We start from the raw sequence: 13,491 nt of genomic DNA on the forward strand, positions 1-13,491 counted from the left end.
TCCAAAGAACTACCTGAAAACTGCTTCAAAACCAAATAGCCTTAGCTAAAATCGCCGCCCTTCCGGGCGGCCTAATTATTATCCAGTACATGTGGTTTACCACTTACCAACTTTCTGCTACTGATTTCATTGATACTGTATCATTTAAACATTTTAAAACATATAACCAAAGCCTGTTAGTGGTACGTTGATATTTTGGAACTAGAGGGATGTGCTCATAGAACCGTTTGCCACAGGTTTTGCATACATGCCTTCGTTTATGTATTCTAAGGATAGTATTATTGCCAAGGATTGGAATATCCTTGACATCCTGGATACGATAGTCGTGAACTTTGGAAGTCTCATCACCACATCTAGGACATTTATGAATTCTTTGTGCCATTTTAAATTCTACAATCTTAGAGTCTTTAGTATTTTCGATATTTAATAAAATTACCTCTTTTAATTCTAGTAGTTTTTCTGTATAATTTGTATTGAGCATAATGCATACCTCCGTTCTGTTGGGTTTAGTCACTATAATTGTAACTGAGATTGCACTTATGCTCAATTTTTTTATACTAAAAAATGCTGGTGAAGGTGAAAATTAATTTCACCACCCCAACATTTATTATAGAGCCTTTTTTGTGTCTATTTATCTAAGTACTATTTTATGCTCCTTTTACAAGATAAATCCTCTCATTGTCAAAATAAATATCTGATGTATGATTATAAATTTGTATCATATCAGCCATTCTTTTTGTGAACACACCAGTTTCAGGATTGCTTATTTCAGCAAATAATCTGATCACGTTTTGCTCGTTTCCAAGGGCATTCTTTTTTATGTTATCTCCCATATCTTGAAAAAATTCATCAGCTGTTCCTTTTTTTACAACTGGTATAGAACCGATAGTTTTTCCTATAAAGTTGCTGGCAGTTCCTACGTGCTTTAGTATGTTGCTTTCAATAGATGAGCTACTTATATTTTCTAGATAAACGGAGCATTTTTCAAATATCATCCTATAGGTTTCAGCAAATTTTTCAATTTCTTGTTTAATTCCAAAAATATATTCTTCTTTAAAGTTTCCACTAAGCATAATTTCAAGTAAAGAGGATAGTGAAAATGTAAATAAAGATAATCTGTAATACTTAAATTTTTTTAATAGTTCACTGAGTTTCGTCTTAACATGAGCTTGAACCAAGAGAAATTTCTTTCCATCAAGTGTAGCACTAATCTCCTTTTGATATGAGATCATATGAGCCCTGGCGGTTCTCTGGATATCACTTACCATCTTATGGTTGCTAGATATAAATTTATCGTTATCCCAATTGTGTTTATATTTTGTAATGATGGAGATAAGTTGCTCAACATCGGCTTCCACAGTCGATTCTTTTTCAAATTCAATAAGTTGAAAAATCTTCTTTTGGGTCTCTTGGATATTATTAAGTTGTTGTTCAATAGAGTATAAAGCAACCGCCATCATTATCATTGCTGGATTTATAGCAGTGACAGCCTCTGTGGTTGCAGTTAATGGGCCAGCTTGAGACAATTTTGCCATCTTAGATGTTCCGTCAGCAGCTTTTATTGCACCCCAATAAGTTTTATTTTTTGCCATTTTTAATATATCACCAGTAGCTAAATTTTTAACGGTAAATAAGCCTTGCATGTCAATTGATGTTGTTGTAGTTACTGTTCTGAGTGATGGAAGGAGGGATGATACCCCTGAGCCTAAGGTAGCTAGTTCAGCTATTGGTATACTGATTGTATTAAGGTTTTTAATATTAGTTGTGGTATCTAATAGCAGGTCCTCTGTTATTTGAATCAAATTGCTCTTATCTTCATTTTCCTCACTTGATGTTACTTTTGAGTTATTAATTTCAACTATATCGCCCATAATTAACCTCCAATCAAAAGATATAATTTTTTAGATCCTTGTACAAAAGTTTAAATAATAGAAAACTATAATTATTTTTATGTCTATTTATCTTCTTCATTTTCTACCTTATTTTTGGCAACTCTAAACTTTCTTTCAGCTAAAGATTCCTTAGCTGCTTGCATATCATCAAGCTTTTGAACTTGTGCCATATATTCTTCATAAGAGGTATTTTTACTTCCCTCAGGATTAAACTCATAGTCTTCTCTTAAGCTATCAGGCCAATTTGCCTTCCAGTCCTCATATTCTTCCCAAGATATTTCTTCATCCATAAACTTAAACTGCATCTGTGTCCAGGCTTCCAAGGTTTTATCAATTTTTAAAATATTATGGCCTAGAAAAACCAAACTGTGGACTGGTGTACCATTGATATCCACTTTGCGAATCCCTATAGGGATGGAATCCTCTAACTTAAAGAGTAAACGGATTACTTCTTCAAAGTCATAAGGATAACTTGGATCTTTAAAATATTCAGGTTTAACATTTAGGGCTGAAGAAATATTATTTAGGACATCATCTTTGGGAGAACGAATATCAAGCTCATATTGTCTTATACGAACATCATCTAAATTTACTTTCTTGCCTAATGCTTTTTGCGTTAATCCACGTAATTCTCTAAATTTACGAAATAAATATCCAGAACTCATAAAAAACCTCCTTTAGAAACAAATATGCTACTAGATAAAGAATAACTTATAAAAGAGAAAAAGGCAAGAAAAAAATAATTTTAAAAAATACTTGACAGTAACAAAAATGTTTCGTATTATATAAAATATAAATAGAAACAAATATGTTACTAAAAGGAGGAAAAAGATGGATAAACTATTTTTAGATTCAAAGGAAGTAGCTAGATTATTAAATGTATCTCAGCAACAGGCTTATAAAATCATTAGGGAAATGAATAAGAAACTTGCTGAAGAAGGTTTTTTAATCTTGAGAGGAAAAATTAACACAAAATACTTTATGGAGCAAATCTACAAAGCAGAGGAGGGATCAAATGCCAGCATATAAAGATAAGAATACAGGTAAGTGGTATGTATCCTTTTATTATGAGGATTGGGATGGGCAGACTCAAAAGAAATTTAAAAGAGGCTTTGAAACAAAGAAGGAGGCCTTAGACTACGAAAAGAATTTTTCAGTTAAGATGGAAGGATCTTTAAATATGGTATTTGAAGATTTTTACGAGCTTTATAAGGATAATTTTAATAATTTAACTATTAATTTTAGAGTAATAAATAAAATAATTATAAAAACCATAGAGAACATATTAGTTGTATGTGCTAATCTAAAAATGGTCCATTAAAGCAAGAAATCCAGTTGAAAAACGGTCCACTTCATTTATCAAATATCCGAAATGAGGTATACTCATCTCGGAGGTGAAAAGGAGTGTTAATATTAATGGAAAAGTATACGATCATCAACATGAAGCGTAACGGCGTTTCAAGCAGATCCATTGCCAGACAGACTGGTATGAATCGTAAAACGGTAGATAAGTATTGGAACGATTACATCGAGAATCAACGCTTGCTGGAGCAGGAGGATGACCCAGAACTTATCAAAAAATTGCAGGAAGAAGTATCATCAGAACCAAAGTATGATATATCGAATCGGGTACCAAGAAAATACACAGATGAGCTGGACGGCTTTGTTGACAGCGTTCTTGATGAAGAAGCCGAAAAGAACAGACTGCTCGGCAATCATAAGCAACATCTGACATGCGTTCAGATACACGAACTTGCAATATCTGCCGGCTATGACATAGGGCGTTCGACATTGTCTGATTACATCAGAATAAAAAAGAACAAACGGAGAGAGGCATATATACGCCAAGAATATGAACTTGGTGACAGGCTGGAATATGATTTCGGCGAGGTCAAACTGGTCATAGGCGGTATTGCAGGTACATATCACATGGCAGTACTGGCATCGCCCGCAGCAAACTTCAGATGGGCATATCTGTATACGAATCAGAAGAAAGATGTATTCCTGGATTCCCATGTAAGGTATTTCGAAATGATCGGCGGAGTATATCGCGAAGTAGTTTACGACAATATGAAGAATGTAGTCACCAGATTCATAGGCCGAAATGAGAAAGAACTGAACGATGATCTGATAAAACTTTCGTTGTACTATGGCTTTGAAATCAATGTTACCAACTGTTTCAGCGGTAACGAGAAGGGCTATGTGGAATCCAGCGTAAAGAAGCTACGCAACGCTATTTTTTCCAAGAAATACAAATTCGACGATCTGGAAAGCGCACAGGCATATATGCTTGATAGATTGCAGGAGATAAACAAAGCCGAATCCTGTATCGATGATGAGAAGAAGTGCCTGCTTCCGTACAAACCGCCTTATGAACTCGGAAAGTTAACTAAACAGAAAGTCAGCAAATACAGTCTCATACAGGTGGAAGATAATTTCTACTCTGTGCCTGATCATTTGGTCGATGAATGGGTAAAAGTAAAAACATATCAGAGCGAGATAATGGTGTACAGCAAGTCAAGGATGATAGCCAGGCATAAAAAAATAGATGGCTCTCAACAGATGCAGATCGATATATATCACTATCTCGATACACTGAAGAAAAAGCCCGGAGCCTTAAAGAATTCCAAAGCCCTTAAAAGCAGAGCCGAACTTAAAACCATCTATGATACATATTTTACTAAAAAAACCAGAGAATTCATAGAGATAATGACAAAAAACACAGAAAAAAATTATGACGAGCTATTAGACATCCTGAAAAAGGCAGTTGACATAGATGTACACAGCACGGAGCCAAAAAAGATAAGTGATAATAGCATAGCGATAAATACACAGAATCAGGTAGAGGTACTTAGTGATATGTTCAGAAAAGGTGGTGCCGGATATGTCAATTAAAGATGATGCACGGTTCTTGAAACTATCATACACATTCAACAATTGTGAGGAGATGATCCGTGAGGCTGAGGATGTGAATCAGCCTATCGGAGAATTCTTGCAGGATCTGTTGGATCGTGAAGTAAATCTCAGGCTTGAGAACGGGCAAAAGAAAAGAGTAAGGTCTGCAAGGTTCCCGCAAAAGAAGTATCTGGTCGATTTTAAAACCGATCACTATGACAAAGAACTGTCACGAAAGATAAACTCATTGAAAAGTCTTGATTTCATACGGGATAAGGAGAACCTTATCCTCATAGGAAACCCCGGTACAGGGAAAACGCATCTGGCAACAGCATTAGGCATCGAAGCCTGTATGAACGGAATGACTGTGCTATTCACCAGTGTCCCAAATCTTGTGATCGAACTCAAAGAGGCCATGAGTCTCCAACAGGTCAGTCTGTATAAAAAGAAGTTTGAGAAATATGATCTTGTAATACTGGATGAACTTGGATACATATCATTCGATAAAGAAGGTAATGAGATATTGTTCAATTTGTTATCTAATCGTAACGACAGAGGCTCGATCATCATAACAACTAATTTGATGTTTGACAGGTGGCAGGAAGTTTTCATGGATCCGGTGCTGACCGGTGCCTTGGTCGATCGCCTTGCACATAGAGCGCATGTTCTGGATATGAGTGGCGATAGTTACAGGATAAAGGACACAAAAGAGTGGCTGGTTTAGTGGACCATTTTTCAATCAGATTGTGGACCATTTTTCAGTTGACATATACAATATTCAAGGATCCTTTGATGCTACACTAAAAGTGGAAATATGCATAAAATGGCAAATCATATGTCCGAAAATATGCAAAAAACGACGAGACATATGCCCAAAAATATGCAAAAAACGATGAAACGTATGTCTGAAAATATGCATTACGCCTTGACGCACTCCTTACAGCGGCACATAATGTTCTTAGTGAAATAAGAAATATCAGGCAGAGCACGCAACCCGAAAAACATATTGTAAAAGTCCGGACGCTGTGCTATAATTAAAAGAACAAATGTTCTTATAGCGCAGTACAAGAAAAGAGATTGAAATGAGTCTGGAATATATACCGGCTAAATCTATTGTTTTCGGTTATTCCAACGGAGACAAGTGGTTTGGCTGCAATTACAATATGAATATTTACAAGGGCTGTTGCCATGGCTGTATATATTGCGATAGCAGAAGCGAGTGCTATCACATTGATGATTTCGATAGAGTCAGGGCCAAGGCAAATACCATTGATATATTGAGCAAGCAGCTTGTTGGGAAAAGGCAGAAGGGTATCATAGGAACAGGAGCTATGAGCGATCCCTACAATCCTTATGAAGAGGAAGCCCGCCTGACCCGAGGAGCATTGGAACTGATAGACTTCAATTATTTTGGTATTTCCATAACTACCAAAAGCGCTTTGATAACTCGTGATATAGACCTGCTGGCCAGGATAAGAAGACATTCCCCGACCATTTGTCAGATCACCATTACGTCTGCATCAGATGAATTAAGTCGAATGATCGAGCCGAGGGTATCTTTGTCCTCAGAACGATTCGACGCGATCCGGCAATTGACCGATGCAGGGATCTACGCAGGCATTATGATGACGCCTATCTTGCCATTCATTAATGATACGCCGGAGAATATAATCGGGATAATTGAGAAAGCGCACCAGTGCGGAACTAGGTTCATTTACCCCGGATTCGGCGTCACTCTCAGGACAAATCAAAGAGACTACTTCTTCGAGCAGATCGATGACAAATTTCCGATGGTGAAAAGTAAGTATCTGAAACAGTTTGGGAATAATTATGTCTGCAACAGTCCGAATCACAGAGAACTTCGAAAGCTTTTTACATCTAATTGTAAGAAGTATGGTATCCTGTATAGGATGGCAGATATAATCAAGGCATACAAGTCAGAATATGAATGCGACAGCGAACAACTGTCAATGGAATTGATATGATAGATAGGAGTGGGGTTTATAAGATGAGTGATCATGGAGAAATAGTAATATATCAGGCCGAAGATGGGAACACGAGCATCGATGTCATGATGGAGGATGAGACAGTATGGCTTACGCAACAACAGATGTCCGAGCTATATCAGACATCAAAATCCAATGTAAGTGAACATATTAAACACATATTTGAAGAAGGCGAACTGGACGAAGTTTCAGTTGTTCGGAAATTCCGAACAACTGCTTCTGATGGTAAGAACTATAATATAACATATTATAGCCTTGATATGATAATTTCGTTGGGGTATAGAGTGAGATCTTCGATTGCTACCAGTTTTCGTAGGTGGGCAACCGAACGACTCAAGGAGTATATGATAAAGGGCTTCACCCTTGATGATGAGCGCCTGAAGGGAAATGGCGGCGGCAATTACTGGAAAGAGTTGCTGGACAGAATCAGAGATATCAGATCTTCGGAGAAGGTGCTTTACAGACAAGTCCTTGATCTATATTCGACAAGCGTAGATTACGATCCTCATAGTAATGAGTCAATAAAGTTTTTCAAGATAGTACAGAATAAATTGCACTTTGCTGCCCACGGACATACTGCGGCAGAGGTTATATTTGAGCGTGCCGATGCGGAGAAACCATTTATGGGATTGACTTCTTTTACTGGTGAAATCCCCGCTTTGAAGGATATAGGAGTAGCGAAGAATTACCTGAGTGAAGAAGAATTGAAGATATTAAATAATCTTGTGTCAGGATATTTCGATTTGGCTGAAATCAGTGCTATCGAGCATAGGCTAATGTATATGAATGACTATGTGACACAGTTGGATTTAGTGTTAAAATCAGGTGGCCGGGAGTTACTGTCCGATGCCGGAAAAATCAGTCATGATCAGGCTATGAGCAAGGCAAAGAAAGAATACGGCAAGTATCAGACAGCGACGCTTTCACCAGTAGAAGAAGCGTATATGGAAATTATTAAACTAGCAGATAGTGATGCAAAGAAGGGCTCTAAGAAATAGAATTCCGAGTTTGAAATAGGGAGAAGAGTATTGCATCAGACGGGAAGGTCAGCGATATGAGTGAGAAACCAGAGATATATTTCATCATAGATGGTAAAAAGATTAACAGGGAGGACGTCACCCTGGCGGAGAGGGAACGGGCTGTAATTGCTATTCAGTTAAGTGCCGATATAATGGCAGGTATGCCGAAATCTATGTAAAGTCAGGTCTATATACTTTGTATATAAGCGACGGCGAAGATGAAGCTTCTGTTACTTTTGATCAGAATAATATTATGTACTATCATAATTCAAAATACAAAATCAGCACGAGCGTTTATAGCAGGCTTAAGAAAATATATAAAACAACGAATCCAGCTACATAGCAATAAATCTAAAGCTGAGGAGAAAAAATGAGAATTGAAAAGTATGAAATAACAATCAGCGTGGGAGATTATCTGCGAGATTATGTCAATGTTGCAGAGTTCCTTGATAAATGTCGTCAGTGCGAAAACTAAAAAATATTCGTGCATATTTACACGAATATTTTTAAAAAATCAACACTAAATGACATGAATACTATATATAGATTATCTCAACTCCGGACAGGCTGACTGTCCCAACCAGTTTCAGCATAGGCGAGTCGGCTGTTGCAACGGCGCCCATACCCTTTTCTTCAACGGCGCCAAGGCTTACGCTAGTATGGTTCTCAACTTTCCATTCGCGGGGAACATACATTTCAACGCCGCCGAAGGATACGTCCAGGTGAACTACTGCGCTGGTCTGTATCTGCGCCTTGTCGAAGTAGACCTTGACTCCGCCGAAGTGGCAGACCAGATCCACGGTTTTCAGGTCCGCGGAATTTATGTACTTGACTGTAGCGCCGAAGCGGGTATTCTGTCTGACATTACTGTCATCGTCGAAATCAATTTCAGAGAAATCGAAGGGCTCGTCGTCATGACTCGATTTGTGCCACTTTTTTGGAGGGAATATAAGTGACAGACCGCAGGAACCCAGGAAAGCAACTATCAGCACCGTCCATGGGGTGAGAGTTTCGATGCCCAGCTGCCCGTCATATATTATGCAGAGAAATGCAATGGGGAATAATATGCCCCAATAATTCAGCGGGCGTATGCTTTTGATCATTATTACAGCCAGGAAAATAGTAAATATAATGGACCAGGCGCTTATGCCGCCTAAATATCCAAGCTTGCCTATTATGAGGAAAGCTGCTGCCAGCAGCAGCATGATCCCCCAGAAAATACTGTTCTTTTTCATTTTGTTCCTACCTTTCTATGAAGCGGTTGTCCAGAATGCACTTAAGTGGTTTGAAGTAATTTCTGGAAACATATACGATTTTATGTGTATGTTGGAATTCCACCTTGTCGTCCATGTAGAAAACCATCTGCTGGGCTTTGGAATCCATGGCGGAAATCATGCGTTGCATCTTGACGATATCCTCGGTGACCTCCGGGCATCTGATGTATATTTCACTCTCGTCGAGTGTTGTATCTATTCCAATCTTAATATTCATATCCCAATTATATCCAAACAATTTACGCCTGTCTACTGCTAACTTCAGTTAAAGCAGGCACATTCATAGTGATAAACATCTTTCTCGACCCTAGGGCCAGGGCGGAGGTCAGTACTACTACAACAAAGATTATAGCGGATATGTAACTACTGAACTGCTGATAGAGGATCCCGTAGATGGCCTGCCCCAGCGGCGTTGCACACATGCCAAGGCACATGGCGCAGGAAATGATTTCCCCAAGCATTTTCTCCGGCGTAATGATCTGGAGAAAAGCCATCATCTGCACTGAGAAGAATGAAGCCAGAGCCATCATGAGGAAACAACTTATTGCAATAGTAAAGTACGAGATCCAGAGACCGAAGTCGAAGAACATAACTATCGACATGGGTAGAAACATCAGGCCGCACAGCAGCAGTACTATGTGCTGTTTGTTGAGACCGATTTTCTTAGCCAGTACCCCGGCGAGGATGCCGCCGGCAAGGCTTCCGGCACCCATGAATCCTTCGATGTACCCGTACATGGAATTAGCCACTGAAGCAGAGAATCCCAGGTGCTGGGTGACGATCACCGGCAGACCTATCATGGCGCAGGAGCTGAGCAGCAGGTTGATGGCAGCCACAAGCAGTGAGCCTTTCAGGATAATCTTCTTCTCGTAAAGCATATAGTGAAAGCTTCCCTTTATATCGTTAAGCCCCATTTTGAAAATGTTCTCGTCATTTGGCTGCGGCGTGAATGGAATATTAATAAATATTTCCATAATAGCCGAAGCCAGGAAGCAGATTATGGAAACCACCAGGATAGGCATGATCCCGAAGAATCCGAATACAGCTCCGCCGATGACCGGCCCTACCAGCGATGACAGTGAATTGACCAGAGTCACCATGGAGTTAGCCTGGACGATCTGGGCCTTTGGCACCAGGACAGGTATGCTTGCCTGAACGGCAGGCTGATAGGCGCCCTGAATCCCGTACAGGATTATCAGCGTCACCAGGATCAAAAGTATGAGATCCATACGTCCTAGAACTAAGGTGGACCCCAGGGTCAGCGCGGCCGTAGTGAAATCCAATATGACCATGATGTTCCTTTTGTTCACCCGGTCTGCAAAAATTCCACCGACAGGCGCTGCCAGTATCATGGGCACGAATGCGCACGCCGACACCATGCCGAACAATGCCGCCGACCCTGTCTGGTTGAGCAGATACAACGGCAGTGCGAAGCGCATGATGGCATTCCCGAAGAGGAAAATAATCTGGCCGATCAGGACTAATATAAAATCTTTGTTCAGTAATTTCAAATCGATTCCTCCTTGCTTGCATTTGATGTCACTATTTTATATAAAGGGACGTTAATTGTAAATGGCTTTTGGGTGACAGGTAACTATTCGGCGGTAGGAGGTATGGATTTACGGCGCAATGTATGGTAATATGACAGAAACTACAGGTTGGAGGCGCGTATATGAAACGTATACTGTTAGTAGAGGATGATATGATGATAGGGTCGGGTCTGGTCTATGCCCTGGATAATGAGGGGTACCAGGCGACCCATTGCAAAGATATAGTAACAGCTGTCGCAGCCACCCTGACGGGCAGTTTCGACCTGGCAATTCTTGACCTGCAGCTGCCTGACGGGACAGGATTTGATATAAGCAGGCGGCTGAGAAACACTGACACCCAGATCATATTCCTGACCATAGTTGACGATGAGGACAAGATAGTAAAAGCCTTTGACGAAGGTGCGGCCGACTACATCACCAAGCCATTCAAACTGCGAGAACTCCTGGCCCGGGTCAGAAGAACTCTCAGCAGCGGCGAAAGCCAGGATATCCTTACCGTAGGAAATGTGACCATAGACACAGGGGCTGCCAGAGTGTTCGCCGGCGGCAGTCAGGTGGAACTGACCGCCCTGGAATACTCGCCGGAGGGATCGACGATTTTCATTGACAGCGGCGAGAATCCTATATACAGATGGATATCTATCACTGACAGCGGAGCAGGCATGGAGAATGTCCAATGCGCTAGGATATTCAAAAGATTCGAGTATTCTAAAAGCGAGAAGGGCCACGGTGATCTCACTTTCCGTAGGCGTGATACTTTTCGTAGCCTTGGGCGGTCTGGTGGGTCAGTCTGAAGGTATCCAGGACTACATGAAAATCAATATAAATGAGACAGTTATATCCGATTATTCGTCGGGCTACACGGAGAAAACCAACAAGACTACAGGCAGGAATGAAATCAAGTATTTGAAGCCCATAGACAGCAGACTTTGCGATAAGGTCGCAGAAAAGCTGAGCGACTACGGCGACACGGAAGTCTTTGGCATGGGCACCGACCTGGACACATATTACACAGAAGTGCAGAATTCCCTGATCAACGCCGACATCAGGTCACAGCTGAAGAGCAGAAAAGACCGGTCGGAAATGTCCGTGGAAATCATAACCCTGGACATTAAGAATTACGCCAAGATCTGTAAGGCTGCCGGCGTTCCTGCCGGGTCCGCGATACTTCTGATGCTCATAGGTCTGACCAACGTCATCAGCACCCTGTCTGACCAACGTCATCAGCACCCTGTCTGACCAACGTCATGATGCGCGCACGGGAATTTGCCGTTCTGCGGAGCGTCGGCATGACGCCGGAAAGCCTCAGATCCATGCTCAACTACGAGAGTATACTTTGTTCACTGAAAGCCCTGGCTATAGGCATACCAGTGGGTCTGGCCATTACCGTAGCCATCAACCTGCCCATCCGGTCCATGTTCCCGGTGTCCTACACACTGCCGTGGCTCTCGCTGATCCTATGCGTCCTGGTGGTTTTCCTGATCACCTGGGACACCGTCCGCTACGCCGTCCATAAACTGGACAGGCAGAACATCATCGAGACCATAAGAAGCGAGCAAATTTAGCAAAAATAACCGTAAAATTATGCGTTTGTGCGAATATATCCATAAGATACTGCTTGAACAAAAGGAGGACCTTATGGATTATATTTTGTCTGAAGAAATTGCCGAAGTCTGGGGCGTGTCAGTGCGCAACGTGCAAAGACTCCTGAGTGAAGGCCGCGTTCCCGGCGCTGTGAAAAAGGCCAATCGCTGGCTGGTTCCGGCTGACGCGGTGAAGCCTGACGATCCCCGCAGGCATAGGAAATCCGGGCACAAAAATAAGCCTTTGTATTATCTAGCGTCAATGGAGATACAACGGGCTGAGCCTCACGGCGCCATTCCTGGCGAGAGCCGCGAGTTTGAAAAGCTGGCGGAGGCAGACCTGGCTTACCGCCGGGGAAATCAAGGACCGGCGAAGGAATACTTTCTTTCAAAAGACGATTCCGATGAAAGCAAGCTTACGGCTGCCTGCCTGGCTACAGTAGCGGCCATTAGCTCCGGCGATTATGATACATATGATGAAGTGCAGGCCTATGTGGAAAGACTCAGAAAGGTTGGTTATGACGAGGCTTCTCTGTTGCTGATATCTCTGCCGGAAACTGTAGCAGCAGTCAGCATGTCCGCGCCGGGGATGACGCCACAGTGGCTTAAGAATATGGATTTTTCAATGTTCCCAAAGGATTTGACGCCTTTCCTGCTCAGCCTGTATATTCTGCATCTGAGAAATATTGGGGATGTGACCTCAGCACTGGCGGTCGCAAGGACATATCTGGCATTGCGTGAGAACGAGACTACCTTCAACTGGATGGACCTGAATGATCACATCGCCTGTGCCATCTTTCATTACGATCTGGGCGAGGAAGAACAGGCAGAAGCTTCCCTTTGTGCGGCCATGGACCTCGGCTTGCCCTGCGGCATGATCACGCCTTTCGCCGACAGTTTTACTACGCTTGGCAGCCTAATGGATAAGTGCCTGCAACGCCTATATCCGGAATATCGCAAGCCTGTAGAGGATCTTTGGGAAAGCTCGTTTAAGAACTGGATATCATTTCACAATAAATTTACCAGGGAAAATATAACGACACTACTTACTGCTCAGGAATACCAGATCGCATATCTGGCGGCTAAGGGGGCCACGTACAAGGAGATCGCCAAACGGATGCATCTGTCTGCAGGCAGAGTGAAAAATGTACTGACCGGTATTTATGGTAAACTCTGCATAGAAAAAAAGAGCCAGCTTAAGAATCTGGTCGTGTAAAAAGGCCCGTTTTTTTGTTGAAACGGCACTGTTATCAGCATACCATAGCATTTAAA

17 protein-coding genes are annotated in these 13,491 nt (G+C 41.5%); 11 read left to right on the forward strand and 6 right to left on the reverse strand.

The genetic code is table 11. The annotated features are described in order from the left end of the window. Positions 1-103: 103 nt before the first annotated feature. From EV211_RS07065 to EV211_RS07075, 3 genes are all read right to left on the reverse strand, one after another. Positions 104-481, reverse strand: coding sequence for a transposase family protein (locus EV211_RS07065; RefSeq protein WP_133528729.1), 378 nt, complete (start codon positions 479-481; stop codon positions 104-106). A gap of 166 nt (positions 482-647) precedes the next feature. Continuing rightward, positions 648-1,871: a hypothetical protein gene (locus tag EV211_RS07070; RefSeq protein WP_133528730.1), complete on the reverse strand. Its 1,224-nt coding sequence runs from the start codon at positions 1,869-1,871 to the stop codon at positions 648-650. Positions 1,872-1,954: 83 nt separating this feature from the next. Further along, the gene (locus EV211_RS07075) at positions 1,955-2,557 is read right to left on the reverse strand and encodes a helix-turn-helix domain-containing protein (protein ID WP_133528731.1); all 603 of its coding nucleotides are present in this window, start codon (positions 2,555-2,557) and stop codon (positions 1,955-1,957) included. Between the two features lie 166 nt (positions 2,558-2,723). Between EV211_RS07075 and EV211_RS07080 the strand changes: the two genes are divergently transcribed. The 7 genes from EV211_RS07080 to EV211_RS10735 all read left to right on the forward strand — a co-directional run bounded on the left by EV211_RS07080 (position 2,724) and on the right by EV211_RS10735 (position 7,991). After that, the gene (locus EV211_RS07080; RefSeq protein WP_133528732.1) at positions 2,724-2,921 is read left to right on the forward strand and encodes a DNA-binding protein; all 198 of its coding nucleotides are present in this window, start codon (positions 2,724-2,726) and stop codon (positions 2,919-2,921) included. After that, positions 2,908-3,213 carry an Arm DNA-binding domain-containing protein gene (locus EV211_RS07085; protein ID WP_133528733.1) on the forward strand — a complete coding sequence of 102 codons (306 nt, stop codon included), beginning with the start codon at positions 2,908-2,910 and terminating at the stop codon, positions 3,211-3,213. Before EV211_RS07080 ends, EV211_RS07085 begins: the two co-directional genes overlap by 14 nt. A gap of 95 nt (positions 3,214-3,308) precedes the next feature. Then, positions 3,309-4,787 carry an IS21 family transposase gene (gene istA / locus EV211_RS07090; RefSeq protein ID WP_133528734.1) on the forward strand — a complete coding sequence of 493 codons (1,479 nt, stop codon included), beginning with the start codon at positions 3,309-3,311 and terminating at the stop codon, positions 4,785-4,787. After that, positions 4,777-5,511 carry an IS21-like element helper ATPase IstB gene (istB, locus tag EV211_RS07095; protein ID WP_133528735.1) on the forward strand — a complete coding sequence of 245 codons (735 nt, stop codon included), beginning with the start codon at positions 4,777-4,779 and terminating at the stop codon, positions 5,509-5,511. The genes istA and istB overlap by 11 nt, the downstream gene beginning before the upstream one ends. Positions 5,512-5,869: 358 nt before the next feature. Further along, complete coding sequence (locus EV211_RS07100; protein ID WP_133528736.1) at positions 5,870-6,772, forward strand: SPL family radical SAM protein; 903 nt, start codon at positions 5,870-5,872, stop codon at positions 6,770-6,772. A 23-nt stretch (positions 6,773-6,795) separates the two neighbouring features. Next, positions 6,796-7,791, forward strand: coding sequence for a virulence RhuM family protein (locus EV211_RS07105; protein ID WP_133528737.1), 996 nt, complete (start codon positions 6,796-6,798; stop codon positions 7,789-7,791). Positions 7,792-7,847: 56 nt separating this feature from the next. Beyond that, entirely contained in the window at positions 7,848-7,991 is a 144-nt protein-coding gene (locus EV211_RS10735) for a hypothetical protein (protein ID WP_166635400.1), read from the forward strand. A 357-nt stretch (positions 7,992-8,348) separates the two neighbouring features. Here the strand turns inward: EV211_RS10735 and EV211_RS07110 are convergent, their stop codons facing one another. The 3 genes from EV211_RS07110 to EV211_RS07120 are packed head-to-tail and all read right to left on the reverse strand — an operon-like array spanning position 8,349 to position 10,597. Next, entirely contained in the window at positions 8,349-9,047 is a 699-nt protein-coding gene (locus EV211_RS07110; protein ID WP_133528738.1) for a LiaF transmembrane domain-containing protein, read from the reverse strand. A 7-nt stretch (positions 9,048-9,054) separates the two neighbouring features. Continuing rightward, entirely contained in the window at positions 9,055-9,303 is a 249-nt protein-coding gene (locus tag EV211_RS07115) for a hypothetical protein (protein WP_133528739.1), read from the reverse strand. A gap of 22 nt (positions 9,304-9,325) precedes the next feature. After that, positions 9,326-10,597 carry an MFS transporter gene (locus EV211_RS07120; protein WP_243108562.1) on the reverse strand — a complete coding sequence of 424 codons (1,272 nt, stop codon included), beginning with the start codon at positions 10,595-10,597 and terminating at the stop codon, positions 9,326-9,328. A 161-nt stretch (positions 10,598-10,758) separates the two neighbouring features. Between EV211_RS07120 and EV211_RS07125 the strand changes: the two genes are divergently transcribed. The 4 genes from EV211_RS07125 (at position 10,759) to EV211_RS07140 (ending at position 13,435) form a co-directional block, all read left to right on the forward strand. Continuing rightward, a complete protein-coding gene (locus EV211_RS07125) occupies positions 10,759-11,430 on the forward strand; it encodes an ATP-binding response regulator (RefSeq protein ID WP_133528741.1) in 672 nt (223 codons plus the stop codon). Further along, positions 11,366-11,875: a hypothetical protein gene (locus tag EV211_RS07130; protein ID WP_133528742.1), complete on the forward strand. Its 510-nt coding sequence runs from the start codon at positions 11,366-11,368 to the stop codon at positions 11,873-11,875. Before EV211_RS07125 ends, EV211_RS07130 begins: the two co-directional genes overlap by 65 nt. Positions 11,876-11,886: 11 nt before the next feature. Further along, positions 11,887-12,201, forward strand: a complete 315-nt coding sequence (locus EV211_RS07135; protein ID WP_279222024.1) for an ABC transporter permease — start codon at positions 11,887-11,889, stop codon at positions 12,199-12,201. 73 nt (positions 12,202-12,274) lie between these two features. Further along, a complete protein-coding gene (locus EV211_RS07140; protein WP_133528744.1) occupies positions 12,275-13,435 on the forward strand; it encodes a LuxR C-terminal-related transcriptional regulator in 1,161 nt (386 codons plus the stop codon). The last annotated feature ends 56 nt before the right edge of the window (positions 13,436-13,491 follow it).

The organism is Aminicella lysinilytica, assembly GCF_004362975.1.
Classification (GTDB): Bacteria; Bacillota; Clostridia; order Peptostreptococcales; family Anaerovoracaceae; genus Aminicella; species Aminicella lysinilytica.

Excerpts from the sequence above, each read along its gene's own strand:
- EV211_RS07065 (WP_133528729.1), bottom strand. The coding sequence starts at position 481 with ATGCTCAATACAAATTATACAGAAAAACTACTAGAATTAAAAGAGGTA.
- EV211_RS07070 (WP_133528730.1), bottom strand. The coding sequence starts at position 1,871 with ATGGGCGATATAGTTGAAATTAATAACTCAAAAGTAACATCAAGTGAG.
- EV211_RS07075 (WP_133528731.1), bottom strand. The coding sequence starts at position 2,557 with ATGAGTTCTGGATATTTATTTCGTAAATTTAGAGAATTACGTGGATTA.
- EV211_RS07080 (WP_133528732.1), top strand. The coding sequence starts at position 2,724 with ATGGATAAACTATTTTTAGATTCAAAGGAAGTAGCTAGATTATTAAAT.
- EV211_RS07085 (WP_133528733.1), top strand. The coding sequence starts at position 2,908 with ATGCCAGCATATAAAGATAAGAATACAGGTAAGTGGTATGTATCCTTT.
- istA (WP_133528734.1), top strand. The coding sequence starts at position 3,309 with ATGGAAAAGTATACGATCATCAACATGAAGCGTAACGGCGTTTCAAGC.
- istB (WP_133528735.1), top strand. The coding sequence starts at position 4,777 with ATGTCAATTAAAGATGATGCACGGTTCTTGAAACTATCATACACATTC.
- EV211_RS07100 (WP_133528736.1), top strand. The coding sequence starts at position 5,870 with ATGAGTCTGGAATATATACCGGCTAAATCTATTGTTTTCGGTTATTCC.
- EV211_RS07105 (WP_133528737.1), top strand. The coding sequence starts at position 6,796 with ATGAGTGATCATGGAGAAATAGTAATATATCAGGCCGAAGATGGGAAC.
- EV211_RS10735 (WP_166635400.1), top strand. The coding sequence starts at position 7,848 with ATGAGTGAGAAACCAGAGATATATTTCATCATAGATGGTAAAAAGATT.
- EV211_RS07110 (WP_133528738.1), bottom strand. The coding sequence starts at position 9,047 with ATGAAAAAGAACAGTATTTTCTGGGGGATCATGCTGCTGCTGGCAGCA.
- EV211_RS07115 (WP_133528739.1), bottom strand. The coding sequence starts at position 9,303 with ATGAATATTAAGATTGGAATAGATACAACACTCGACGAGAGTGAAATA.
- EV211_RS07125 (WP_133528741.1), top strand. The coding sequence starts at position 10,759 with ATGAAACGTATACTGTTAGTAGAGGATGATATGATGATAGGGTCGGGT.
- EV211_RS07135 (WP_279222024.1), top strand. The coding sequence starts at position 11,887 with ATGCGCGCACGGGAATTTGCCGTTCTGCGGAGCGTCGGCATGACGCCG.
- EV211_RS07140 (WP_133528744.1), top strand. The coding sequence starts at position 12,275 with ATGGATTATATTTTGTCTGAAGAAATTGCCGAAGTCTGGGGCGTGTCA.